Consider the following 24,243-nt stretch of genomic DNA (forward strand, 5'->3'; position numbering starts at 1 on the left):
CGCTGAGCGGCAGGCCCAAACAAAAAAACCCGCTGACGCAAATCAGCGGGTTTTCTTGATGAATTCGTGTGTACGTCCTTGATGTGCTGGCGGAGCGGACGGGACTCGAACCCGCGACCCCCGGCGTGACAGGCCGGTATTCTAACCAACTGAACTACCACTCCCCGCATATTGGATCGTTCGTCATCGTGGCGGACGCGGAACACAGACCGAAGGTCCGTACCCGGTTCGGGCTTATCCACGCGGCTCACCGCACGATCGACGATGACAGAACTGGTGGGCGCTGAGAGGCTCGAACTCCCGACCTAAGCCTTGTAAGGGCTCCGCTCTACCAACTGAGCTAAGCGCCCGTTCCGTCAATCCCCCGACGCCAATGTTTCAGCGCCGAAGAGCTCGCTAGTTTAGCGCATCCTTCAGTGCTTTGCCAGGGCGAAACTTCGGAACCTTTGCTGCCTTGATCTTGATGGTCTCACCCGTACGCGGATTGCGGCCTGCGCGAGCGGTGCGCTTGCCGACGGCGAACGTACCAAACCCCACGAGCGTCACCGTGCCACCCTTCTTCAGGGTCGAGGTCACGCCAACGATCACTGCATCCAGCGCACGTCCTGCTGCAGCCTTCGAAATGTCGGCTTGCGATGCGATGTGATCGATCAACTCGGTTTTATTCATTCTAAAGCCCTCTCATTTGTTTATTGGGCAGTTCGGTTTAAAGAAAACACACTGGTCTATGTGCGTGTAAGTATTTTCCGGCACTGGTATGCCGGCGGATCAATTAGACAAGTCTGAAAGCGCTTGTGTCAAGCGGGTTTCCGCCTAGGTCAAGGCTTTACGCCACACTAAACAGTTATTCCCATTACGTTTCTTTTCGATTCGCCTTGACCCGGGTTTTTTGATCGGCTGCGGCAAACTTTCATGTCATGCGTATGGCACTGCGGAAATAAAAAAACCGCGCCGAAGCGCGGTTTTTGTTCAATGCAATAAATCGTCAATCGTCGGACATCAATGTTTGACGAAGTCCGATGCACCCGTGTCCTTGTCGCCGACCGGGGCTTTCGCCTCTTCCTTTGCGTCGTCTTCAGGCAGCGGCTCCGGCGTGCGTTCGAGCGCGAGTTCGAGCACCTTGTCGATCCAGCGGACCGGCACGATTTCCATCGCGTTCTTCACGTTGTCCGGGATCTCGGCGAGATCCTTGACGTTCTCTTCCGGAATCAGCACAAGCTTGATACCGCCACGATGCGCGGCAAGCAGCTTTTCCTTGAGACCACCGATCGGCAGCACTTCGCCGCGCAAGGTGATTTCACCGGTCATCGCCACATCGGCGCGCACGGGAATACCGGACAGTGCCGACACCAGCGCCGTCGTCATCGCGATACCGGCGGACGGACCGTCCTTCGGCGTCGCGCCTTCAGGCACGTGAATGTGGATGTCCTTCTTCTCGAACGCTTCGTCGGCGATACCCAGCCGGCGTGCACGCGAACGCACCACCGAACGCGCGGCTTCAACCGATTCCTTCATCACGTCGCCGAGCGAACCCGTGCGGGTGATGCTGCCCTTGCCCGGCATGACGGCGGCTTCGATCGTCAGCAGATCGCCACCCACTTCCGTCCATGCAAGACCCGTGACCTGACCGACCTGGTTCTGCTTCGCAGCCAGACCGAAGTCGAACTTGCGCACGCCGAGGAACGTGTCGAGATTGCTGCCGTCGACGGTGATCGAGCCTTCCGCCTTCTTGAGCAACAACATCTTCACGACCTTGCGGCAGATCTTCGACACTTCACGCTCGAGCGAACGCACGCCCGCTTCACGCGTGTAGTAGCGAATGATGTCGCGCACCGCTTCTTCGGTGACCGTGATCTCGCCGTCCTTCAGGCCATTGTTGCGCTTCTGCTTCGGAAGCAGATAACGCTGCGCAATGTTGACCTTCTCGTCTTCCGTGTAACCCGACAGACGGATCACTTCCATCCGGTCGAGCAGCGGAGGCGGAATGTCGAGCGAGTTCGACGTCGCCACGAACATCACATCCGACAGATCGAAGTCGACTTCAACGTAGTGATCGGCGAACGTATGGTTCTGTTCGGGATCGAGCACTTCGAGCAGTGCCGACGACGGATCGCCGCGGAAGTCCTGACCCATCTTGTCGACTTCGTCGAGCAGGAAGAGCGGATTGCGCACGCCGACCTTGGTCAGGCTCTGCAGGATCTTGCCAGGCATCGAACCGATATAGGTCCGGCGGTGACCGCGGATTTCCGCTTCGTCACGCACACCACCGAGCGCCATGCGCACGAACTTGCGGTTCGTTGCACGAGCGATCGACTGGCCCAGCGAGGTCTTGCCGACACCCGGAGGCCCGACGAGGCACAGGATCGGCGCCTTGACCTTGTCCACACGTTGCTGGACCGCGAGATATTCAAGGATACGTTCCTTGACCTTCTCGAGACCTGCGTGATCTTCGTCGAGCACCTTTTCAGCGTTCGACAGATCGTTGTTCACCTTGCTCTTCTTGCGCCACGGCAAGCCGATCAGCGTGTCGATGTAGTTGCGTACGACCGTCGCTTCGGCCGACATCGGCGACATCAGCTTGAGCTTCTTGAGCTCGGCATCGGCCTTCTTCTTGGCTTCCTTCGGCATGCGGGCAGCCGTGATGCGCTTCTCGAGTTCTTCGAGGTCCGCACCATCTTCGCCTTCGCCAAGTTCCTTCTGGATCGCCTTGACCTGTTCGTTCAGGTAGTACTCGCGCTGGCTCTTCTCCATCTGGCGCTTGACGCGGCCACGGATGCGCTTTTCAACCTGAAGAATGTCGATTTCGGCTTCGAGCTGGGCAAGCAGATGCTCGAGGCGTTCGACCACCGGCAGCATCTCGAGGATGTGCTGCTTCTGGTCGAGCTTCAGCGGCAGGTGGGCCGCAATCGTGTCAGCAAGACGGCCTGCTTCATCGATACCCGACAGCGACGTCAGGATCTCGGGCGGGATCTTCTTGTTGAGTTTGACGTACTGGTCGAACTGCGAAACGATCGCGCGGCGCAGGGCTTCCGTCTCGGCGCTGTCAGCCTGGTCGGGTTCGAGCGGCATGACTTCGCACGAGAACTGCGACTCCTGGTCCTCGATCGACAGCGTGCGTGCGCGCTGAAGACCTTCGACGAGCACTTTGACCGTGCCGTCGGGCAGCTTGAGCATCTGGAGAATGTTCGCGACGCAACCGACTTCGTACATGTCCTTGTCGGTCGGTTCGTCCTTGGCGGCCGTCTTCTGAGCGACAAGCATGATGTGCTTGCCACCTTCCATCGCGGTCTCGAGGGCCTTGATGGACTTGGGGCGTCCGACGAACAGAGGAATCACCATATGCGGAAACACCACGACATCCCGCAGCGGCAGCAGCGGCAACGTGATTTGTTCCGTCGGTAAAAGTTGGGTTCCTGACATTTTCATTTCCCCATGAAGTGGAATCTGTTGATGACCAAGTGAGGCCGTCCCTATGGAGTTCAAGCACCCAATTGATAAAAAACTATCGACAAAAACTTTTCGACCTTAAGGAAAAAGCCGTTCACGTCACCATGAACGGCTTTTCCGGCTTGCTCGCTGACGTGTCAATTCGACCCGGAGACCTTCGGGGCCTCCTCGTAAATCAGCAGTGGCTTGCCGTCGCCGTCAATCGCATTCTCGTCGATCGTGACCTTGCTGACCCCCTTCATCGTGGGCAACTCATACATCACATCCAACAGCGCCTGCTCGAGAATCGAACGCAAACCGCGCGCCCCCGTCTTGCGACGAATGGCCTTGCGTGCAATTGCCTGCAGTGCCGCTGGCCGAATTTCGAGCTCGACATGTTCCATCGCAAAGAGCTTGTGATACTGCTTCACGACAGCATTCTTCGGCTCGATCAAAATCTTTACCAAGGCCGCTTCGTCGAGCTTACCCAAAGTCGCGACAACCGGCAGACGACCAATCAATTCCGGAATCAAACCGAACTTGATCAGATCTTCCGGCTCGACGTCACGAAGGACTTCGCCCGAATCCCGCTCCTGGCGGCTTTTCACCGTCGCACCAAAACCGATACCGGTCTTTTCCGTGCGGTCGATGATGACCTTTTCCAGCCCGTCGAACGCGCCGCCGCAAATAAACAGGATATTGGTCGTATCGACCTGAATGAAATCCTGGTTCGGATGCTTGCGGCCGCCCTGCGGAGGTACCGACGCCATCGTGCCTTCGACCAGTTTCAGCAGCGCCTGCTGGACGCCTTCACCCGACACGTCGCGCGTGATCGAGGGGTTGTCCGACTTGCGGCTGATCTTGTCGATTTCGTCGATGTAGACGATGCCCTTTTGTGCTTTATCGACTTCGTAATTGCAGTTCTGAAGGAGTTTTTGAATGATGTTTTCGACGTCCTCGCCGACATAGCCGGCTTCGGTCAGCGTCGTCGCATCTGCAATCACGAAAGGAACGTTGAGCAAGCGGGCCAGCGTCTGCGCGAGCAGCGTCTTGCCCGAGCCCGTCGGCCCGATCAACAGAATATTGCTCTTCGCGAGCTCGACTTCGTCTTTACGGTCGAGGTGCTTGAGTCGCTTGTAGTGGTTGTACACCGCGACTGCCAGGATCTTTTTCGCGCGCTCCTGCCCGATCACATACTGATCGAGGATCTCGCGGATCTCCTGCGGGCTCGGCAGATCCGATTTCGCAATGGCAGCCTCAGCCCCTGCACTCACCGCTTCATCGCGGATGATTTCATTGCAGAGATCGATACACTCGTCACAGATAAACACGGACGGGCCCGCGATGAGTTTCTTGACCTCATGCTGGCTCTTGCCGCAAAACGAGCAGTACAGCAGCTTTTCGCTACCGGAAGTTTTCTTGTCCGCCATAAATATTTACGCCTCAGGACGCTCGTCTACATCATACGCCGTTTCATTGAACGCACGCATTCAAGGCTGGCGGGCCCACCCGGGCATTGTGACCGGAGTGAGTCAGTGCCAAAAAAGGGCGCAATGCGCGGCATCGGTCCCCAAATCAGTGGCGGCAACCCGGTGCGCAGGCCGCCCGCCTTTCGCAGCGGGCCTGCACGCCGGGTCAAGCATCAGGCCCGTTTATTGAGGACCTGATCGATCAGACCGTATGCCGCTGCATCGTCACCCGACATGAAGTTATCGCGATCCGTGTCGCGCGCGATACGCTCGACCGGCTGTCCGGTGTGGTTCGAGAGCAACTGATTGAGCCGTTCACGCAGGTAGAGGATTTCGCGCGCCTGAATTTCGATATCGGACGCCTGACCCCGTGCGCCGCCCAGCGGCTGGTGGATCATGATCCGCGAATTCGGCAGCGCGTAACGCTTGCCCTTCTCGCCGGCGGACAGCAGGAACGCGCCCATGCTCGCAGCGAGACCCATGCACAGCGTCGACACATGGGGCTTGATGAATTGCATCGTGTCGTAAATCGCGAGACCCGCCGACACGGAACCGCCCGGGCTGTTGATATACAGATTGATGTCTTTGTCCGGGTTTTCGCTTTCCAGGAACAGCAGCTGGGCGACGACCAGATTGGCCGTATGGTCGTTGACTTCGCCCACGAGGAACACGATGCGTTCCTTGAGCAGACGCGAGTAGATGTCATACGCGCGTTCACCACGACCGCTCGTCTCGACGACCATCGGCACGAGGCCGGCCATCGTGGGATCGGGCGTTTCGTCGGCGGGGCGGTTCATCGAGTGCGGAAAACCGGAAACGAGATCGGCGCGGAACGTCATGCAGGCAGTCCTTGGTTGTCAAATTACAGCGCTACGTTACACGACAAACGTGCCGTGCGCATAAGTCTCGGAAGCGTCAGGGTTTAACGCTCCGGTCTTTGGAATTCACGACCTATATGCGCCGCGACTCGCTGAAATCAACCCCGACAAAGATCGGGCTATTTCTGATTGCGAACGCAATGCATTACACCGTATTGCGACTGACCGCGTCGAATTGGATCTCAACAAACCGGACAGTGCCGTCGCTTCGATCCGGACGCTTAAAAACAATGCGCCGGAGAACTTCCGGCGCATTCGGTTTGCGCAAGACCGCAAAAGCGGTCCGGCGCGATACAGCTTGAATCAGCTTGAATCGACTGAGTCGTATCAGGCTTGTTGCGCAGCAGCAGCGCTTGCCAGTTCTTCGAATGCGACCTGGTTGTCGGTGACCTTTGCCTTCGCCGTCACGAATTCAACGACGTTGTTTTCAACGACAAATGCTTCCATTTCCGACAGGCGTTGCTTGTCCGAATAGTACCAGCGCACCACTTCCTTCGGATCTTCGTAGCTCTTTGCGAACTCGTCGACTTCTGCACGAATTTGCTCCGGCTTCGCTTGCAGGTTGTTTTGCTGAACAACTTCGGCAATCACGAGACCCAGCTTGACGCGGCGTTCAGCTTGTTCGCGGAACATTTCAGCCGGGATCGGCGCTTGAGCTGCGTTGGGCACACCACGTTGCTCGAGGTCACGACGCGCCATTTCGACGAGGCGTTCCTGATCTTGTTCGATGAGCGACTTCGGCACTTCGAGATCGCTGATCTTGAGCAGCGCGTCCATCACCTGGTTCTTGAGCAGCGCTTGCGTGCGGCGCTTGGCTTCGCGTTCGAGGTTTTCCTTGATCTCGCCGCGCATCTTCGAGACGTCGCCGTCGGCAATGCCGAGCGACTTCGCGAATTCGCCGTCGACTTCAGGCATATGCGCCCATTCGACCTTCTTGAGCGTCACCGTGAAGACAGCCGTCTTGCCGGCGACTTCCTTGCCGTGATAATCCTCGGGGAAAGCCAGGTCGAAATCGCGCGATTCGCCGACCTTCAGTCCCAGCGTGCCCTTTTCGAATTCGGGCAGCATGCGGCCTTCGCCGAGCACGAACACGAAGTCTTCTGCCGTACCACCGGCGAATGCCGTGCCGTCGATCTTGCCGACGAAGTCGACCGTCACGCGGTCGCCGTCCTTCGCTTCGACGTCGGCACCGCCGTCGCCGTGTTCGCCCGCTTCACCACGTGCATGGTAGTGAACGCGTTGCTTGCGCAGGATATCGACCGTGCGATCGATTTCCGCGTCGCCGATTTCCGTCGTCGTGCGGCTGACTTCGGCCGTCGCGATATCGCCGATCTTCACTTCGGGGTAGACCTCGAACGTCGCATCGAACGCGTACGCATCAGCAGCCTGCTCGCCTTCCTTCGACGCGAAACGCGGCGAGCCGGCAACCTTGAGGTTTTCCGCGCGGCTGATATCGAAGAATTCACGGCCGACCTTGTCGCTGAGGACTTCGGCTTCGACCTGGCCCGCATATTGTTGCGCGACCATCTTGAGCGGCACCTTGCCCGGACGGAAACCCGGCATCTTCACATTCTTTGCGAGCTGCTTGATGCGAGTGTCGATTTCCTTCTGCACGGCTTCCTTGGGCAGGGAGATCGTGACACGCCGTTCGAGTTTGCCGAGATTTTCTACAACGTTAGCCATGGATGCATCCAGTCTGAAAGTTCTTGTGCGAGCACATGCGGCGAGATTGCAGGCAGGCCGTCGGCTCAGCGCAAAGCGCAGTGGTCGAAAGAAGCCGAGTATTCTAGCAAACTCTTTTCGCTGCACGCGAAAAAAGCCTCGCGCACGGGATTCGCGACTATATCGATGCGTGCGTGTGCCGTAAACCGGTGCTGTCCCGAAGGCCCGCCCGGATTGCACAAGAGCCCTTCCTCTCACTCAGGATCACTATGCCGAACACCGTCGCAGCGCCCGTCGTCGTTGTCGCCCCCGATTCGTTCAAAGGCTCGCTCACCGCGCAGCGCGCGGCCGATGCCGTGGCAACCGGGCTACGGCGCGTCTGGCACAACGCCGATGTGCGCATCCGTCCGCTCGCGGATGGCGGCGAAGGCACGCTGGATGCGCTGCTCGCGCAAGGCGGCAAGCGCATCACGCTGACCGTTCGCAACGCTGCTGGCGAACCCTGCAAGGCGGCTTCCGGCGTGCTCGCGGATCAGTCGGCGATCGTCGAAAGTGCCGAGATCGTCGGTCTCACCGACCCTGCCGGCACGCGCATTTCGATCGAAAATCGCAGCACCCTTGGCCTCGGCGATGCGATCCGGTCCCACCTCGACAAAGGCGCACAACGCATCCTGATCGCGCTCGGCGGAAGCAGCACGAACGATGGTGGCGCGGGCCTGCTCAACGCGCTCGGCGTTCGCCTGCTCGACGAGGAAGGCGATGCGCTGCCGCCGACTCCGGCGTCGCTCGAGCAGTTGGCAAGCATCGATGTGACCGGGCTCGATGCGCGCCTGCGTCGCTGCGAACTCGTGGCCATGACGGACGTCGATAACCCGCTTTGCGGACCGCAAGGCGCAAGCGCGATGTTCGGCCCGCAAAAAGGTGCGAAGCCCTCGCAGGTCGCCACGCTCGATCATGCGCTCAAGCATTTCGCCGACTTGCTCGAAGCGGCGCTGGGCAAACGCGTTCGCGATCTGCCGGGCGCAGGCGCGGCCGGTGGTCTCGGATTCGCGCTGCACGCCCTCGGCGCGACGTTTCAGCCCGGTGCAGAAATCGTGGCCAAGGAGGTCGGCCTCGACGCCGCGCTTGAGAACGCGGATTGGCTGATCACGGGTGAAGGACGCAGCGACGAACAAACGCTACATGGCAAGACGCCGTATATCGCATGCGCGCATGCACGCAGCGCGGGCGTTCCCGCCACCCTGCTTTCTGGCGCAATCGCTCCCGACGCACTGCCTGCGTTAAGCCAGGTATTTTCGGGGTGTTTTTCGCCTGCTCCGGGGCCGATGACGCTCGACGCCGCGATCAGCGGCGCCGAGGTGCTGCTCGCCGATGCGGCCGAGCAGCTGGCGCGGCTATTTGAATCGGCGCGTGCGGCAACGAAACGCCCGACGACCGTTTAGTCGAACCACTCGGAGGTACTCGGGTACTCGGGCTTGGGTACTCGGGCTTGGGTACTCGGGCCTGAGTGCTCGGGCTTGAGTGCTCGGGCTCGGGCGCTTGGGCTTGCGTGCTTAAGCGGTCAAATTCCGAAGCGCGTCGCGCGGAATGCGACCCAGAGCTTGCGGACCGGCGTCAGTGCGATGCGCTGGTGAAGCACCTGATATTGCTCGCCCTCGACTTCATCGAGCAAGGCCAGCGCAATCGCGATCTGCGCACGCAAGACGGGCTGCCTCTTGAGCGTTGCACGCGACGCCGACGACAGCGCATCACGCAGCCCCGTTCGAGCACGCTCGAGCTGGAACTTCATCATTGCGGTGAAGTTGTCGGAATAGCGTCGATTGATGATGTCCGCCGCCGTCACGTTGAACTGCTGCATCTCGCTGATCGGGATGTAGATGCGACCGCGTCGCGCATCGTCGCCGATGTCGCGCACGATCTCCGCGAACATCAGCGCAACGCCCGCGTTGAACGCCCACTCCTTGTCGCCGTCGCCGTCCTTCGCCTGCTGCGCCAGCACGGCCGAAAACGCACCGCCAACCTTGCGCACATATTGCTGAAGACCCGGGAGATCGAGATAGCGCGCCTGCGAAAGGTCCATCGCAAAGCCGTCAGCGATTTCGAAGAATGCCTCGACGGTCGAACCGATGTTTGCAGTGTCGAGTTGACTACGAAGCTCGATCGCGACGGGGTGAGTCGGTTGCCCGGCGTCGATCGTTCGAAGCTCGCGTTGCCACCAGGCCAGCTTCGCACTGCCCACTGCCGTGTCCGAAGTCTGCTCGACCGTCTCTTCGAGTTCGCGGCGAAGCGCGAAAAGCGCCGTGAGTCCGCGACGCTGCGAAGCGCGTGCGCGAAGCAGCGCGTAGTACGCGCTCGAGCCGAGCGGCGCGCCTTTTTCCTGCGTGTATTGATCGGGGTTCACAAATGACTCTTCAAAACGACACGCAGCATGGGCGCGTGCGCGAGGCGACATTCTAATCGACTGCCCCCGCGTTCGCGCCAGCGCCCCGCTCACGTGGACGATGTCACCATAGTATCGAGGTACAAAACGCAGATCATGGCCCGCCGGCTTCTTCACATGCCAATGCGGTTGTCGAACCAGCCGAACACGAAGTCCTCGTTGGCGCTGCGCCGCTCCGCCGTATCGATATAACGCGCCCCCTGCAGGCAGTTCAGCACCTTGAGCAGAACGGCCTCCGCCTTGTGGACGCGCTGACCAAAGAAGCCATGGAGCGCCGCCAGCGATTGCTCTCCAATCGCGCCGTCGACTCGCACGTCAGCGTAGTCCCGCGCGCGCCGATTCAGCGCATTGAGAGAACGTTGCAGAAACGTTGCTGCGATCGAGGGGCCCATGTTCACGCCCGTATCGAACAACTCGAGCGCGACCGGATAGGAGATTGAAGCCACGCGATCGAGCGACAGTGCATCCCAGTACCGTCGTCGATAGATCGTCTTGGCCAACCCCAGAGGCAATGACGACATGGGGCCCGCATAGCCCTCGGCGCGCGCCACGGCCTGAGTGATTCCGAAACGCGTTTTCCCGCCACGGTCGAGCGGATGATCGGAGTAGTCCCCTTCTATTCCGACGACAAACGCAAACGCACGGTCGAAGTGAGTGGGTAGCAGCGTCACAGTTCGATACCTCCATGTCATGCAGCGTACGTAACGAGAAACGACGCCATGCCAGGCGCGCCTTCCCGGACCGGGTGTCGACGCACTCGCCAGCGCGTTGGTGCGCAATGCGCGCGGCAGGCCTTTCGACACGACCATTACGCCACGCGCGCAGCGCGCTGCCCACTCGACCCAACGGCCAGCTGAGCACGTGACGACGGAGGACGCGGATTTGCGCACATGGACGTGTCCGCCCCGGATAGCGACAGCGCGTCTCGGCGCACGCCGAGACGAAACGAGACGAGACAACACGCGACCAGATGAAACGGAAGGAATTGAGACCTGACGGGACACGACAGGACGGGACAGGACAGGACTGGACTGGACTGGACTGGACTGGACTGGAGCAGAATGCACGCCCCGGCAGAAAACGCGCCGCCAATCAGCGCGGCATTCCTGGGAACGTTGATCCAACTAGAAGAGTGGTGCGAGGAGCGGGACTCGAACCCGCACACCATTGCTGGCGTCAGGACCTAAACCTGGTGCGTCTACCAATTTCGCCATCCTCGCGCCCGGGCATCGATCGCCGCGTCGCCCTTCGATACGGCTGCCGGCGCATCACTGCGCCTGCATACCGAGATCGAAAGCTAACGCCCGATCACGCCGGTATGTGTGCATCAGGTTTCCCTGCCGCAAGACTGCCACGCGGGCCAGGGGCCGCGCGCTGCGAAGTCCGCTAGTGTAGCCGATCGGTTAATCAATGTCTTGCGGGATTTAACAGGACGGCGGAGGGAATCAAAAGCCAACGATTTATTCCGATTGCCCTCAACCTCGCCTTCGCCGCCCTCGATCCTCGGCCCTTGGACTCGGGCCACGGTATACATCGACGATCGCGCATCCGGGACATGACCCGCGTACGGCCCGGACCACTTCGCATCACATCGACGCCCTCGCATCACGCGTTGGGATGCCTCCGAAGCAGACCTCGGAACGTTGCAACGCCCACTTTGCGAGATGTGCCGAGGCTAAATTGTTACAACGTGCGACTTGCTGCGGAAAAATCCCAATGGCCGAGAACGATTTTTGCGTGGTCCAACGCGCGTTGGGTCGGGGTGCACGTCGCGTATGCGGCAAAACCCGACTCACGGGGCCGCCGGAAACTGTGCAAGCTTCCGTTACCGTTTGTAAAGCTCACGCACGGCGTCTTCGATATGCTGACGTAACAGTCGCCGCTCGTCGGGGCTCATGTGGCCGTCGAGGCGGCGCTCGGAGATCTCGGGGGGAACGGGATCGGGCGCGGGTGGCGGCGGAGGAATGACGATCTTCGAGAACTTGTGAGCGCTTCGGCGATGCGGACGGTCTTCGGACGTAGATTGGGCATGAGCACCCGACATGATGCCGAGTAGGAGCCCCGCCAGTCCGATCGTCAATGTTCGCCTCACCGCCCCCGTCATTGCTTGCCTTTGATTACCTTCGTCTGCCATCCGCATGCGCCTGGCAACCGATGGTGGATCCATGGTTGCCCTGAAGCGCGTCACCCGGCGCGTGCTAGGAACGACGCGTCTTTTGAGATTGTTAACACTAATTTCAATATCGAGCCAGAGTGTACGCAACGCATCTTGTCGTCGTGCCACGGACCCCGTAAATTTTGTAACCCTTTGTAAGTCCGTTCCGACGCCAACCGCGCGCGAAAAACGAATCACGATAAGATCACGGCATGGAAACCAAAAACCCGTCAAAAATCCTCGTTGTCGACGATGATCCCCGCCTGCGCGATTTGCTTCGCCGGTATCTCGGCGAGCAAGGCTTCAATGTGTACGTCGCCGAAAACGCGCCGGCAATGAATAAATTGTGGGTCCGCGAGCGTTTCGATCTGCTCGTGCTCGACCTGATGCTCCCGGGCGAAGATGGTCTGTCGATCTGCCGTCGCCTGCGCGGCAGCAACGATCGCACGCCGATCATCATGCTGACGGCGAAGGGCGAAGACGTCGATCGCATCGTCGGCCTCGAGATGGGTGCCGACGACTATCTGCCCAAGCCTTTCAACCCGCGCGAGCTCGTTGCACGCATTCACGCGGTGCTGCGTCGTCAGACGCCGTCTGAACTGCCGGGCGCCCCGTCGGAAACCACCGAGGTCTTCGAATTCGGCGAGTTCGCGCTGAACCTCGCCACGCGCACGCTGACCAAGAATGGTCAGGAGATGCCACTGACCACGGGCGAATTCTCGGTGCTCAAGGTGTTTGCGCGCCACCCTCGCCAGCCGCTGTCACGCGAAAAGCTCATGGAGCTTGCACGCGGCCGCGAATATGAAGTGTTCGACCGGAGTCTCGATGTGCAGATCTCGCGTCTGCGCAAGCTCATCGAGCCCGATCCGAGCAGCCCTCGCTTTATCCAGACGGTCTGGGGACTCGGTTACGTCTTCATTCCGGACGGAGCGGCCTGAGCTTGCCCGGAACGTTCTGAAAAGGCGCTTGTATGCGTATCGACCGGCGCCTGCTCAGCCTCGCTTTCGGCGGGCTTTTCTGGCGAACCTTTTTGCTGATCGCGCTGCTGATCGCCGTGAGCCTGACCGCATGGTTCCAGAGCTTCCGCGTGATCGAGCGCGAGCCGCGCGCCCAGCGCGTTGCGCTCCAGCTCGTCGCCATCGTCAAGCTCACGCGCACAGCACTCCTGTATTCGGATCCCGACCTTCGCCGCGCCCTCCTTCAGGATCTGGAGAGCAACGAAGGCGTGCGCGTGTATCCGCGCGAAACGTCGGACAAGTTCCAGCTTCAGCCTGACGAGTCGCTGAACCGGCTGATCGAAAGCGACGTGCGCGGCCGGCTCGGCAACGACACGGTCATCGCGCAGTCAGTCAACGATATTCCCGGTGTCTGGATCAGTTTCAAGATCGACGACGACGACTACTGGGTCGCGCTCGATCGCGACCAGCTCGACAACGTCACGGGGTTGCAGTGGCTGGGCTGGGGTATTTTCGCGCTGGCGCTCTCGTTGTTCGGCGCGGCGTTCATCACGAGTCTCGTGAACCGCCCGTTCGCGCGCCTCGCGCTTGCAGCGCGCAAGCTCGGTGCGGGCCAGGTGCCGGACCTGTTGCCCGAGCGCGGCATGGGCGTTGCCGCCGAAACCAATCGAAGCTTCAACCAGATGGTGCGCGACCTCGAGCAGCTCGAAGCGGATCGCGCGGTCATGCTTGCGGGCATCTCGCACGACTTGCGCACGCCGCTTGCGCGCCTGCGGCTTGAAACGGAAATGAGCCCTGCGGATACCGCAACGAAAGACGCGATGGTCGACGACATCGAACAGATGGACAAGATCATCGGCCGCTTCCTCGATTACGCGCGCCCGGCGCAGCGCATGGCCGAAATCGTCGACGTGTCGTATCTCGTGCGCGAAATCGCGAGCCGCATGCTCAGCGAAGATGGCGTCGAGATCACGCTCGACCTCGCCGAGCGCGCCAGCATCGAAGGCGATTCGACCGATATGCGGCGCGTGATTGCGAACCTGCTCGAAAACGCGCGCAAATACGGCAAGCACAGCGAGGACGAGATTCCGCAGATCCGCGTCCAGACCCTCGTTCAGCACGGACAGGTCGAACTGTATGTCTGGGACCGCGGCCCGGGGATCCCCGAAGATCAGATCGCGCTCGTCACCCGACCTTTCTATCGCGTCGACACGGCACGCACGCAAGCCGACGGCACGGGCCTCGGCATGGCGATCGTGCAGCGGCTCGTGTCGCGCCATCGCGGCGCGCTGCGTCTGCGCAACCGGCAACCGGGTCCAGGGCTTGAAGTGTCGCTGAGCTTCCCCGAGTATCGGGCAACGAGCCGTGGCGTGGATGCCGCGCGCGATGTGATCCGCGACCTCAAGCGCGAGGCGTGACGCGTCGGTGAGGCAGCCTGCACCGAGCGGGCCGCCGCGACGCCGGCTGGCGGCATAGGCAGACCGCTGTCACCTGCAAGTCCTTCACTGCCTCCAGCCTCCCTGCTCGATCCGCCGCGTATCCGCGGCGGTTACGCTTTCGGGATCAGATCTTTTCGAGCAGCACGATCGCTTGCGCTTCGATGCCTTCTTCCCGGCCGAGATAGCCAAGCTTCTCGTTGGTCTTCGCCTTGACGTTGACCGCGTCGGTTGCGAGACCGAGGTCTTCGGCAATCACCGCACACATTGCGCCGATATGCGGTGCGAGCTTCGGCTTTTGCGCGATCACGGTCGTATCGACGTTGACGATCGCAAAGCCCGCCTCGCGCACGCGCTTGGCGGCTTCACGCAGCAGCACGCGGCTGTCCGCGCCATGAAATGCGTCATCCGTATCCGGAAAGTGCCGGCCGATATCGCCCATCGATGCCGCGCCGAACAGTGCGTCGGTCACCGCGTGCAACAGTACGTCGGCATCCGAGTGACCGAGCAGTCCGCGATCGAACGGAATCGTGACCCCGCCGATGATCAACGGACGACCCGTCACCAGAGCGTGCACGTCATACCCCTGTCCGATTCGCAAAGCCGTCATGTGTGTGTCCTGTTTATGTATGTGGAGTGTGTGAATCCGGGCCCGAGAGCGACCTGAACCCGATGTGCGCTCGATTTCCGCCCGACATGCGCTCGATGTGTACCTGACGTCAACCCGGGCTCAACCGGACGTCAGCCTTAAGCGCCGCGACCCAGCAAAATCGCTTCAGCCATGGCGAAATCCTCGGGGTACGTCACCTTGAAGTTGCGCATATTGCCGGCGACAAGTCTCGGCTGAAGGCCCAGACGCTCGAGTGCGCTTGCTTCATCCGTGACCGCAAAACCTGCTTGCTGCGCGCTGAGCAGCGCATCACGCAGCAAGCCGACACGGAACATCTGCGGCGTCTGCGCGAGCCACAGGCCGTCACGCGGCTCGGTATTGCCGATCCGGGCAAGCGCGGGATCGAGCGCCGCGCGCTTGAGCGTATCGGCAAGCGGCATCGCGATAATGCCGCCGACATCGTCGTCGCGAACGGCTTCCACGAGCTGGCGAATCAGCGCGGGGGTCACGCCCGGGCGCGCGGCGTCGTGCACGAGCACCCAGTCGTGATCCTGCGCGCCCATCTCAGCCAGCGCGACAAGCCCGTTGAGCACGCTTTCGTGGCGCGTCGATCCACCGCAGCGGGCCGGCGTAAAGCGCAAACCGTCGAAGTCCGCGGCCTGGAACAGCGCATCGTCCGGAGACAGCACGACCAGCGTATCAGTGAGTTCGTCGCACGCATCGAAGGCGGACAACGTGTAATAGAGCAACGCGCGGTCGCCGATCGCCCGGTATTGCTTGGGCATATTGGCGCCGGCGCGCGCGCCGACCCCGGCACACGGGATCAAGGCATAGAGCCGATCATTCTGGCGAGCGTTCACGCGAAAAAACGTCAAGTCGAGAGAAGGAGCGAATTCTATAATATTGCGTTCGGTCAGGCGCACGGCACGGTGGATACCCTGCATGGATCCAACGATCGGCGTAGCCTGCGACGGCGGCTGCCCGCGATCCGTATCGCTTGAGCGTGGCAGGAACGCCAATCGCTCACACGCTTGCGGCCAGACCGGTTGTGGAGTGTGCGAGCGCTCCGAGCGCGAAGAACGAACGTCTTACCCCTGGCCCGCTTGCGCGCCGGGGTGTTGTCATTTAAAGAGCCTGAAGAATCAGATATGTCCGATCAGTCAGTTGTCCCGTCGTCCACGCCGGCACAAACGGTTCAGCCTCCGGTGCCGCCCGTGCCCTCGCCTGTTCCGTTCGTCAAGGCCGGCACGCGCTACGCGTTCTCCGGCACGCAGGGTTCATCGGATGCGCTGCTGATCGCGCGCTACTTCAGGCAATACCGCGACAAGCTGCCGCTGCTCGCCGTGCTGTGCGCGAGCGCAGTCGACGCGCAGCGCCTGTTTGCCGAAATCGGCTACTTCGCGCCGGAAGCCCGTGTGCGTCTGCTGCCCGATTGGGAAACGCTGCCCTACGACTCGTTCTCGCCGCACCAGGACCTGATTTCCGAACGGCTCGCCACGCTGCACGATCTCGACGCCGGCCGTTGCGACATCCTGATCGTGCCGGCGACAACGGCGCTCTACCGGATGCCGCCCGCGTCGTTCATGGCCGCGTACACCTTCGAATTTACGCAAGGCCAGCGACTCGACGAAGCGCGCCTGAAATCCCAATTGACGCTGGCGAGCTATGAGCACGTGAGCCAGGTCATGCGCCCCGGCGAATATTGCGTGCGCGGCGGCCTTATCGATCTGTTTCCGATGGGCTCCCCGTTGCCGTACCGGATCGATATGTTCGACGATCAGGTCGAAACGATCCGCGCGTTCGATCCCGATACCCAGCGCAGCCTCTACCCAGTGCGAGAAGTCCGCCTGCTCCCCGGCCGGGAATTCCCGTTCGACGAGGCATCGCGCACGGCGTTTCGCGGCCGCTGGCGCGAGACCTTTGAGGGCGACCCGAGCCGCGCACCGATCTATAAGGACATCGGCGCGGGCGTGCCGTCGTCGGGCATCGAGTACTACCTGCCCTTGTTCTTCGAAGAAACCGCGACGCTGTTTCACTATCTGCCGGCCGATGCGCATCTGGTGATGATCGGCGATCTCGAAGCGTCGATTCGCCGCTTCACGACGGATACCAAGCAGCGCTACGCGTTCATGTCGCACGATCGCGAGCGGCCGATTCTCGAGCCGTCGAAGCTGTTCCTGACGGACGAAGACCTGTTCATCCTCGCGAAGCCGTTTGCACGCCTGGCCTTGCCGGCCCCTGCGGATACGGGCAGCGGAGACTGGGCGGCGCCGCTGCCGAACCTCGCCGTCGATCGTCACGCTGACGATCCCGTGATGGCCTTGCGCAGCTTCGTCGGCGCAGCGGGCAGCGACGGTCCGCGCGTCGTGATGTTCGCCGAGTCCGCCGGGCGCCGCGAGACCATTGCGCAACTGATGGCCGACAATGGTCTGCGCCCGCAACTGATCGATTCGTTCGACACGTTTGCCGCAACGCCCGCGCAAACCTTCGCACTCGCAGTAGGGCCGCTCGCTACCGGCTTCAAGCTGAGCCCTGAAGGCTTTGCCGTCGTCACGGAAAACGAGCTCTACGGCAAGCTCGCACGGCGCGCAGGCAAGCGCCGCCAGGAACAGGCGAGCAATGTCGACTCGATGGTGCGCGACCTGTCCGAACTCAAGGTCGGCGACCCGGTCGTTCACTCGCAGCACGGCATCGGACGCTACCTCGGCCTCGTCACGATGGACCTCGGCGAAGGCGAAACCGAGTTTCTGCACCTCCAGTACTCGGGCGAAAGCAAACTGTACGTTCCGGTATCACAGTTGCATGTGATCTCGCGCTATAGCGGTGCCGACCCCGACACCGCCCCCTTGCATGCGCTGGGTTCCGGACAATGGGACAAGGCACGCCGCAAAGCGGCCCAACAAATTCGCGACACGGCCGCCGAGCTGCTCAACCTCTATGCCCGTCGAGCCTTGCGCCAGGGGCATGCGTTCCCGCTCGAGCCGCGCGACTACGAGAAGTTCGCCGAAAGCTTCGGCTTCGAGGAAACCCCCGACCAGGCATCGGCCATCGCTGCGGTCATTGCCGATATGACCAGCGGCAAACCCATGGACCGCCTCGTGTGCGGCGACGTCGGCTTCGGCAAGACCGAAGTCGCACTGCGCGCGGCGTTCATCGCCGTGCTCGGCGGTATGCAAGTCGCCATCCTTTCGCCGACGACGCTGCTCGCCGAACAACATTTCCAGACCTTCTCGGACCGCTTCGCGGACTGGCCCGTGCGAATCGCGGAGCTGTCGCGCTTCAAGACGACCAAGGAAGTTTCCGCATCGATCCAGGCTCTCAACGAAGGCACGGTCGATATCGTGATCGGCACGCACAAGCTGCTCTCGCCCGACGTCAAGTTCAAACGGCTCGGCCTCGTGATCATCGACGAAGAGCACCGCTTCGGCGTGCGGCAGAAGGAAGCACTCAAGGCGCTGCGTGCCGAGGTCGACGTGCTGACGCTGACCGCGACGCCGATTCCGCGTACGCTCGGCATGGCCCTCGAAGGGCTGCGCGACTTTTCGGTCATCGCCACGGCGCCGCAGAAGCGGCTCGCGATCAAGACCTTCGTGCGCCGCGAAGACGACAGCGTCGTGCGCGAAGCGATGCTGCGCGAGCTCAAGCGTGGCGGCCAGGTCTACTACCTGCACAACGAGGTCGAAACGATCGAGAACCGCCGCGCGCATCTCGAGCAACTGATGCCCGAAGCGCGCATCGTCGTCGCCCACGGCCAGATGCACGAACGCGAGCTCGAGCGCGTGATGCGCGATTTCGTGTCGCAGCGCGCGAATGTGCTGCTGTGTACGACGATCATCGAAACGGGTATCGACGTCCCGAGTGCGAACACCATCCTGTTGCACCGGGCCGATAAATTCGGTCTCGCCCAGCTGCATCAGTTACGTGGACGGGTCGGCCGGTCACACCATCAGGCCTATGCCTATCTGATGGTCCACGACCCGAGCGCGCTGACCAAGCAGGCGCAGCGCCGGCTCGAGGCCATTCAGCAGATGGAAGAGCTCGGCGCGGGCTTCTATCTGGCGATGCACGACCTCGAAATCCGCGGGACCGGCGAGGTGCTCGGAGACAAGCAATCGGGAGAAATCCACGAGATCGGCTTCCAGCTCTATACCGACATGCTCAACGATGCCGTCAAGGCGCTCAAGGCCGGCAAGGAACCCGACCTGCTTGCGCCGCTCGCGGCGACGACCGAGATCAACCTGCATATCCCGGCGATCCTGCCGTCGGATTACTGCGGCGATGTGCAGGAGCGTTTGTCGCTCTACAAGCGGCTCGCGAATTGCGAAACGAGCGATGCGATCGATGACGTTCACGAAGAACTGGTCGATCGTTTCGGCAAGCTGCCGTCGCAGGCACAGGCCTTGATCGAAACGCATCGCTTGCGGCTCGCTGCCAAGCCGCTGGGTGTCGCGAAGATCGATGCGTCGGAGGATGTGATCGCATTCCAGTTCATCCCGAATCCGCCGATCGACGGTATCCGGATCATTGAAATGGTCCAGAAGAATCGGCACATCAAGCTCGCGGGGCAGGACAAACTGCGGATCGAGACCCGCAGCCCGGACCTGCCGGTGCGTGTTGCGACGATCAAGGAGACGTTGCGTGCGCTTGGGGCACCGGCTCGCACCACGGCACCGTCCCGGTAGTTGATTCGCTGATTGGCGCATTCATAGGCGCACTCACAGGCGTGCTCGTTGGCCCGCTCGACGCCGCGCGCGTTGCCCGGCTGCGCGGGCCGCTCGCCGCACCAAAGATAGGTATAAACCCGCATGCCACCGCCCGCGCGCGGCGCTTACCCGCGCTGTCGCCGGGCCTTCAAAAACCGGCTCATCCGACTTGCGCTATGATCCCCTGATCCATCCGCACGGAGAGTTGTCATGTCCGAAATCGCCGAAAGCGCGCGTGTCGTGGGCGAGTCCGGCGCAGCGCAGCAGAACGCCCGTCCGAAATCGCTCGACTGGATCGAGCGCCTGATTGCCTTCAACACCGTGAGCCGCGAGTCGAATCTCGGGCTTATCGAGACCGTCCGGGATCACCTCAAGTCGAGCGGCATCGACTCGACCCTCACCTACGACGCCGGCCGCAACAAGGCCAACCTCTTCGCGACCTTGCCTGCCGCCAACGGCGCGACGCAAGGCGGCGTCGTGCTGTCCGGTCACACCGACGTCGTGCCCGTCGACGGACAGGACTGGGAAAGCGACCCGTTTTCTCCGGTGATACGCGACGGCAAGCTCTACGGCCGCGGCAGCTGCGATATGAAGGGTTATATCGGCGTCGTGCTCACGGCGTTGCCCGATCTGCTCCAGACCCGGCTCGACAAACCCGTGCACTTCGCTTTCTCGTACGACGAGGAAATCGGCTGCGTCGGCGCTCCGTCGATGATCGAAGAGCTTCAAGCACGCGGCGTGCGTCCCGATGGCTGCATCGTCGGCGAGCCGACGAGCATGCGTCCGATCGTCGCGCACAAGAGCATCAGCTCCTACCGATGCTGCGTGAAGGGCCACGCGGTGCACTCCTCGCTGACACCGCGCGGCGTGAACGCGATCGAATACGCAGCGCGCCTGATCTGCCAGATCCGCGACATCGCCGATGCGCTCAAGCGCGAAGGCCCGTTCGACGAGGCGTTTGATGTGCCCTTCTCGACGTCATCGGTCGGCACCATTCACGGCGGCATTGCCGTGAACACCGTGCCCGCGTTGTGCGAATTCGTCTTTGAATACCGGACGCTACCGGCTGTCGATTCGTCGAAGATCATTGAGCAAATCGAAGCGTACGCACGCGATGTGCTCGAGCCCGAAATGCGCAAGATCGTGCCGCATGCGGCGATCGAATTCACCCGCCGCTCGTCATCGCCCGCACTCGAGGCATCCGAACAGGATGCGATCACTCAACTGGTCCGCGGACTGACTGCGAATCGTGAGACGCATAAGGTCGCCTACGGCACTGAAGCCGGCCTGTTTCAACGCGCCGGCATCCCGAGCGTGATTTGCGGTCCGGGCGATATCGAGCAGGCCCACAAGCCGAATGAATTCGTCTCACTCGAACAGATTGTGTTGTGCGAGACGTTTATTCAGAAACTGATTCGAAGCATGGCCGTTGCTTGATGCTCGAATAATCGTTATTTGACGTCCGCATTACGTTTCATCGCACCAACAAAAAACGGCCCCGAACCTTGTAGTTCGGGGCCGTTTTGTTTTGCGCAGGGACTGGTTTGGGATCAGGCCACGCCCATCAACCGTCGCTTCTCAGCGCGCTGCATAAAGAAATTCGCCGCGACAACGCCAATCGTGACCACCGTAATAAACAGCGTCGCGAGCGCGTTCATTTCCGGATTCAAACCGAGACGCACACGCGAGAACACCACGAGCGGTAGTGTCGTCGAACCGGGTCCTGAAAGAAACGCCGACAACACGAGGTCGTCGATCGACAGCGTGAACGACAGCAGCCAACCCGCCATCAGCGCCTGAGAAATCAACGGCAACGTGATTGCGAAGAACACCTTGAGCGGCGTTGCACCCAGATCGAGCGCAGCCTCTTCGAGTTGCGGATTGAGTTCACGCACGCGCGACTGGACAATAATCGCCACATACGAAATACACAGCATCACGTGGCCGATCCAGATCGTGAGCATGCCGCGCCCGGCAGGCCAGCCGATCAGATTCCCCATTTCGACAAACAGCAGCAGCAGCGAAATACCCTGAATCACTTCGGGAATCACGAGCGGCGCGTTGATCATGCCCGAGAATAAAGTGAATCCCCGAAAGCGTCCGAAACGCGCAAGCACAAAACCGGCCCACGTTCCGATAATCACCGACGCAAACGCCGTCAGCAAACCGATTCGCAATGAAAGCCATGCCGCTGAAATCAGCTCGTCGTCATCCCAGAGCGCCGCATACCATTTGAGCGACAGCTGCGTCCAGACCGTGACGAGCTTGGATTCATTAAATGAATAAACGATCAGGCTCAGAATCGGAATATAGAGAAACGCAAACCCGATGCCGAGCATCGTGATTTGAAGACCGCGATGGGGGCGAATCATCGACGCTCCTCCAGTTCCTTATTCTGGAAATACTGGAACAAGGCCATCGGCACGAGCAGCAGCAAGACCATTGCGCAGGTCACCGCCGAGGCCATCGGCCAGTCGGCGTTATTGAAGAATTCATCCCACATGACGCGGCCAATCATCAGCGTATCCGCACCACCCAATAATTCCGGAATCACGTATTCACCCACCGCCGGAATAAACACAAGCAAGCATCCGGCAATGATTCCGTTCTTCGACAGAGGAATCGTGATTCGCCAGAACGCGACCCAGGGTTTGGCGCCCAGGTCATAGGCCGCCTCAAGCAAACGCAAATCCATTTTAACGAGGTGCGCATACAGCGGCATCACCAGAAATGGTAAATACGAATACACCATGCCGATATAGACACCGATATTCGTATGATACAACTCGATCGGATCGTGAATAATTCCGGTCCAGATCAGAAACTGATTGAGCAGACCGTTATTCTTGAGAATCCCGATCCACGCATAAACGCGAATCAGAAACGATGTCCAGAACGGCAGCATCACCGCCATCATCAGCAAATTGCGCGTACCTGGATTCGAGCGCGCAATGTAATACGCCATCGGATAGCCGATCAACAGACACAATAATGTCGTGATTGCCGCGACCTTAACTGAATTCACGTAAGTCGCGAAATACAGCGAATCGGTCAATAGAAACGCATAATGACCGAGCTGCAGCGCGATATTGATCACGCCGTCCTTGATTGTCGCGAGTTCCGTATACGGCGGAATGCCAAGCTGCTGATCGGCAAAACTGATTTTGACGACCAGAATGAACGGAACGAGAAAGAACAGCAGCAACCAGATAAACGGCCCGCTGATCACCAGCGTGCGGCCCGACGGGCGCACGCGTTCGATCCACTTCGGCAGCGTGCTCATTTGACCAGCACCACACCGGAGCCTGCGCTCCACGACACGTAGATCCGCGAGTCCGTGTCGACTTCCCCGAGTTCCGACAACGCCAGACTCGATACATTCGCCACGACCTTGCGTCCCGAATCGAGCACCAGATGGACCAGCGTGTAACCGCCCATATATGCAAGGTTCTTCACGGTGCCGGCAGCCCAGTTCGCGTTTTGCGCGGGCTGTGTGCGCGACACGGCCACGCGCTCGGGGCGAACGGAAACCGTCACGCCCATGCCGATCGTGCCGGAGATGCCATGGCTCACATAAATCTTCGCGGGCAGCGCAGGACTGTCAATGCAGACGTGATCGGCTTCGTCTTCGACGATGGTGCCTTCGAACAGATTTGTCGAGCCGATGAACTCGGCCGAGAACTTCGAATTCGGAAACTCATAGACTTCATGCGGTGTGCCGATCTGCACGATGCGCCCTTCGCTCATCACAGCGAGCCGGTGCGCCATCGTCATCGCCTCTTCCTGGTCATGCGTGACCATGATGCACGTCACGCCGACAGACTCGATGATGTTGACGACTTCGATCTGCGTGCGCTGACGGATCTGCTTGTCGAGTGCCGACATCGGTTCGTCGAGCAGCAGCACCTTCGGGCGCTTGACGAGACTGCGCGCCAGCGCAACACGCTGTTGCTGGCCACCGGAAAGCTGGTGCGGCTTACGCTTCGCATACCGCGACATCTGCACGAGCTCGAGCGCCTTCGCGACGCGTTCGCGCATTTCGTCCTTCGGCGTTTTTTCCTGTTGCAGGCCGAAGGCGACATTGCCCTCCACCGACATGTGCGGAAACAACGCATACGACTGGAACATCATGTTGACCGGCCGGCGATACGGCGGCATCGCAGCGAGGTCTTCCCCATCGATCAGGATCTTGCCGCTCGTCGCGGTTTCAAGACCTGCGAGCATACGCAGCAATGTCGACTTGCCGCTGCCCGAGCTGCCGAGCAGCGCAAAGATCTCGCCCTTGCGAACCGAGAGGTTCACGTTGTCGACGGCGAGCGTGCCGCCGCCGAAATCCTTGACGACATCCACGACCTGGACAAAGCGTTCGGCGTCGCCGCCTGTGCGGGCGCCACTTGCGACCGGTGCGGCCCCGGCCACTCGCGCGTTCGACAGCTCACTCATGATGTTTGGGGTCTCTCCTTGCAGTAAAACAAAGCCCCCGAGCGACCGGGGGCTTTGACGACGTC

Annotated in this window: 18 protein-coding genes and 3 tRNA genes; 5 read left to right on the plus strand and 16 right to left on the minus strand. The window is 60.8% G+C overall.

The window, feature by feature from the left end; genetic code table 11:
* Positions 1–87: 87 nt before the first annotated feature.
* The 7 genes from ACMFWR_RS11340 to tig form a co-directional block, all read right to left on the minus strand.
* Positions 88–164 (minus strand) — tRNA-Asp (locus ACMFWR_RS11340).
* Positions 165–274: 110 nt separating this feature from the next.
* Positions 275–350 (minus strand) — tRNA-Val (locus ACMFWR_RS11345).
* Between the two features lie 46 nt (positions 351–396).
* The gene (locus ACMFWR_RS11350) at positions 397–669 is read right to left on the minus strand and encodes an HU family DNA-binding protein (protein ID WP_121087402.1); all 273 of its coding nucleotides are present in this window, start codon (positions 667–669) and stop codon (positions 397–399) included.
* A gap of 330 nt (positions 670–999) precedes the next feature.
* Complete coding sequence (gene lon / locus ACMFWR_RS11355; protein ID WP_413191776.1) at positions 1,000–3,420, minus strand: endopeptidase La; 2,421 nt, start codon at positions 3,418–3,420, stop codon at positions 1,000–1,002.
* Positions 3,421–3,584: 164 nt separating this feature from the next.
* A complete protein-coding gene (gene clpX, locus ACMFWR_RS11360; protein WP_413191777.1) occupies positions 3,585–4,856 on the minus strand; it encodes an ATP-dependent Clp protease ATP-binding subunit ClpX in 1,272 nt (423 codons plus the stop codon).
* 212 nt (positions 4,857–5,068) lie between these two features.
* The gene (gene clpP / locus ACMFWR_RS11365; protein WP_413194855.1) at positions 5,069–5,692 is read right to left on the minus strand and encodes an ATP-dependent Clp endopeptidase proteolytic subunit ClpP; all 624 of its coding nucleotides are present in this window, start codon (positions 5,690–5,692) and stop codon (positions 5,069–5,071) included.
* A gap of 408 nt (positions 5,693–6,100) precedes the next feature.
* Positions 6,101–7,456 (minus strand): trigger factor, encoded by a 1,356-nt coding sequence (tig, locus tag ACMFWR_RS11370; RefSeq protein WP_413194856.1) that lies wholly within the window; start codon positions 7,454–7,456, stop codon positions 6,101–6,103.
* Positions 7,457–7,704: 248 nt separating this feature from the next.
* Between tig and ACMFWR_RS11375 the strand changes: the two genes are divergently transcribed.
* Entirely contained in the window at positions 7,705–8,877 is a 1,173-nt protein-coding gene (locus tag ACMFWR_RS11375) for a glycerate kinase (RefSeq protein WP_413191778.1), read from the plus strand.
* 119 nt (positions 8,878–8,996) lie between these two features.
* On the opposite strand, the gene ACMFWR_RS11380 is transcribed toward ACMFWR_RS11375, so the two are convergent.
* From ACMFWR_RS11380 to ACMFWR_RS11395, 4 genes are all read right to left on the minus strand, one after another.
* Positions 8,997–9,836, minus strand: a complete 840-nt coding sequence (locus tag ACMFWR_RS11380) for a squalene/phytoene synthase family protein (RefSeq protein WP_413191779.1) — start codon at positions 9,834–9,836, stop codon at positions 8,997–8,999.
* A gap of 152 nt (positions 9,837–9,988) precedes the next feature.
* Positions 9,989–10,546 (minus strand): glycoside hydrolase family 108 protein, encoded by a 558-nt coding sequence (locus tag ACMFWR_RS11385; protein ID WP_413191780.1) that lies wholly within the window; start codon positions 10,544–10,546, stop codon positions 9,989–9,991.
* Positions 10,547–11,008: 462 nt separating this feature from the next.
* A tRNA-Leu gene (locus ACMFWR_RS11390) sits at positions 11,009–11,095 on the minus strand.
* A gap of 605 nt (positions 11,096–11,700) precedes the next feature.
* Complete coding sequence (locus ACMFWR_RS11395) at positions 11,701–11,967, minus strand: hypothetical protein (RefSeq protein WP_413191781.1); 267 nt, start codon at positions 11,965–11,967, stop codon at positions 11,701–11,703.
* Positions 11,968–12,242: 275 nt separating this feature from the next.
* Here ACMFWR_RS11395 and ompR point away from each other — a divergent pair, with 275 nt between their 5' ends.
* Both ompR and ACMFWR_RS11405 read left to right on the plus strand, forming a co-directional pair.
* Positions 12,243–12,968, plus strand: a complete 726-nt coding sequence (gene ompR, locus ACMFWR_RS11400) for a two-component system response regulator OmpR (protein WP_413191782.1) — start codon at positions 12,243–12,245, stop codon at positions 12,966–12,968.
* 32 nt (positions 12,969–13,000) lie between these two features.
* Positions 13,001–14,404 carry an ATP-binding protein gene (locus ACMFWR_RS11405; RefSeq protein ID WP_413191783.1) on the plus strand — a complete coding sequence of 468 codons (1,404 nt, stop codon included), beginning with the start codon at positions 13,001–13,003 and terminating at the stop codon, positions 14,402–14,404.
* Between the two features lie 145 nt (positions 14,405–14,549).
* On the opposite strand, the gene ispF is transcribed toward ACMFWR_RS11405, so the two are convergent.
* A complete protein-coding gene (gene ispF, locus ACMFWR_RS11410) occupies positions 14,550–15,032 on the minus strand; it encodes a 2-C-methyl-D-erythritol 2,4-cyclodiphosphate synthase (protein ID WP_413191784.1) in 483 nt (160 codons plus the stop codon).
* A gap of 137 nt (positions 15,033–15,169) precedes the next feature.
* Positions 15,170–15,955 (minus strand): 2-C-methyl-D-erythritol 4-phosphate cytidylyltransferase, encoded by a 786-nt coding sequence (gene ispD, locus ACMFWR_RS11415; protein WP_413194857.1) that lies wholly within the window; start codon positions 15,953–15,955, stop codon positions 15,170–15,172.
* Positions 15,956–16,180: 225 nt separating this feature from the next.
* Between ispD and mfd the strand changes: the two genes are divergently transcribed.
* Both mfd and argE read left to right on the plus strand, forming a co-directional pair.
* A complete protein-coding gene (mfd, locus tag ACMFWR_RS11420) occupies positions 16,181–19,714 on the plus strand; it encodes a transcription-repair coupling factor (RefSeq protein ID WP_413191785.1) in 3,534 nt (1,177 codons plus the stop codon).
* Between the two features lie 231 nt (positions 19,715–19,945).
* Positions 19,946–21,172, plus strand: a complete 1,227-nt coding sequence (gene argE, locus ACMFWR_RS11425; protein ID WP_413191786.1) for an acetylornithine deacetylase — start codon at positions 19,946–19,948, stop codon at positions 21,170–21,172.
* A 113-nt stretch (positions 21,173–21,285) separates the two neighbouring features.
* On the opposite strand, the gene ACMFWR_RS11430 is transcribed toward argE, so the two are convergent.
* From ACMFWR_RS11430 to ACMFWR_RS11440, 3 genes are read right to left on the minus strand one after another with little or no spacing between them, the layout of a single operon-like run.
* Positions 21,286–22,104 (minus strand): ABC transporter permease subunit, encoded by an 819-nt coding sequence (locus ACMFWR_RS11430; RefSeq protein WP_413194858.1) that lies wholly within the window; start codon positions 22,102–22,104, stop codon positions 21,286–21,288.
* Positions 22,104–23,018 (minus strand): ABC transporter permease subunit, encoded by a 915-nt coding sequence (locus ACMFWR_RS11435; protein ID WP_413191787.1) that lies wholly within the window; start codon positions 23,016–23,018, stop codon positions 22,104–22,106. The genes ACMFWR_RS11430 and ACMFWR_RS11435 overlap by 1 nt, the downstream gene beginning before the upstream one ends.
* The gene (locus tag ACMFWR_RS11440; protein ID WP_413191788.1) at positions 23,015–24,178 is read right to left on the minus strand and encodes an ABC transporter ATP-binding protein; all 1,164 of its coding nucleotides are present in this window, start codon (positions 24,176–24,178) and stop codon (positions 23,015–23,017) included. Before ACMFWR_RS11440 ends, ACMFWR_RS11435 begins: the two co-directional genes overlap by 4 nt.
* Positions 24,179–24,243 lie beyond the last annotated feature (65 nt).

Source organism: Pararobbsia alpina (genome assembly GCF_965118125.1).
Classification (GTDB): domain Bacteria; phylum Pseudomonadota; class Gammaproteobacteria; order Burkholderiales; family Burkholderiaceae; genus Pararobbsia; species Pararobbsia alpina_A.

Bases quoted from the DNA above. Each gene is read 5' to 3' on its own strand.
- ACMFWR_RS11350 (WP_121087402.1), bottom strand. From the start codon at position 669: ATGAATAAAACCGAGTTGATCGATCACATCGCATCGCAAGCCGACATT.
- lon (WP_413191776.1), bottom strand. From the start codon at position 3,420: ATGTCAGGAACCCAACTTTTACCGACGGAACAAATCACGTTGCCGCTG.
- clpX (WP_413191777.1), bottom strand. From the start codon at position 4,856: ATGGCGGACAAGAAAACTTCCGGTAGCGAAAAGCTGCTGTACTGCTCG.
- clpP (WP_413194855.1), bottom strand. From the start codon at position 5,692: ATGAACCGCCCCGCCGACGAAACGCCCGATCCCACGATGGCCGGCCTC.
- tig (WP_413194856.1), bottom strand. From the start codon at position 7,456: ATGGCTAACGTTGTAGAAAATCTCGGCAAACTCGAACGGCGTGTCACG.
- ACMFWR_RS11375 (WP_413191778.1), top strand. From the start codon at position 7,705: ATGCCGAACACCGTCGCAGCGCCCGTCGTCGTTGTCGCCCCCGATTCG.
- ompR (WP_413191782.1), top strand. From the start codon at position 12,243: ATGGAAACCAAAAACCCGTCAAAAATCCTCGTTGTCGACGATGATCCC.
- ACMFWR_RS11405 (WP_413191783.1), top strand. From the start codon at position 13,001: ATGCGTATCGACCGGCGCCTGCTCAGCCTCGCTTTCGGCGGGCTTTTC.
- ispF (WP_413191784.1), bottom strand. From the start codon at position 15,032: ATGACGGCTTTGCGAATCGGACAGGGGTATGACGTGCACGCTCTGGTG.
- mfd (WP_413191785.1), top strand. From the start codon at position 16,181: ATGTCCGATCAGTCAGTTGTCCCGTCGTCCACGCCGGCACAAACGGTT.
- argE (WP_413191786.1), top strand. From the start codon at position 19,946: ATGTCCGAAATCGCCGAAAGCGCGCGTGTCGTGGGCGAGTCCGGCGCA.
- ACMFWR_RS11435 (WP_413191787.1), bottom strand. From the start codon at position 23,018: ATGAGCACGCTGCCGAAGTGGATCGAACGCGTGCGCCCGTCGGGCCGC.
- ACMFWR_RS11440 (WP_413191788.1), bottom strand. From the start codon at position 24,178: ATGAGTGAGCTGTCGAACGCGCGAGTGGCCGGGGCCGCACCGGTCGCA.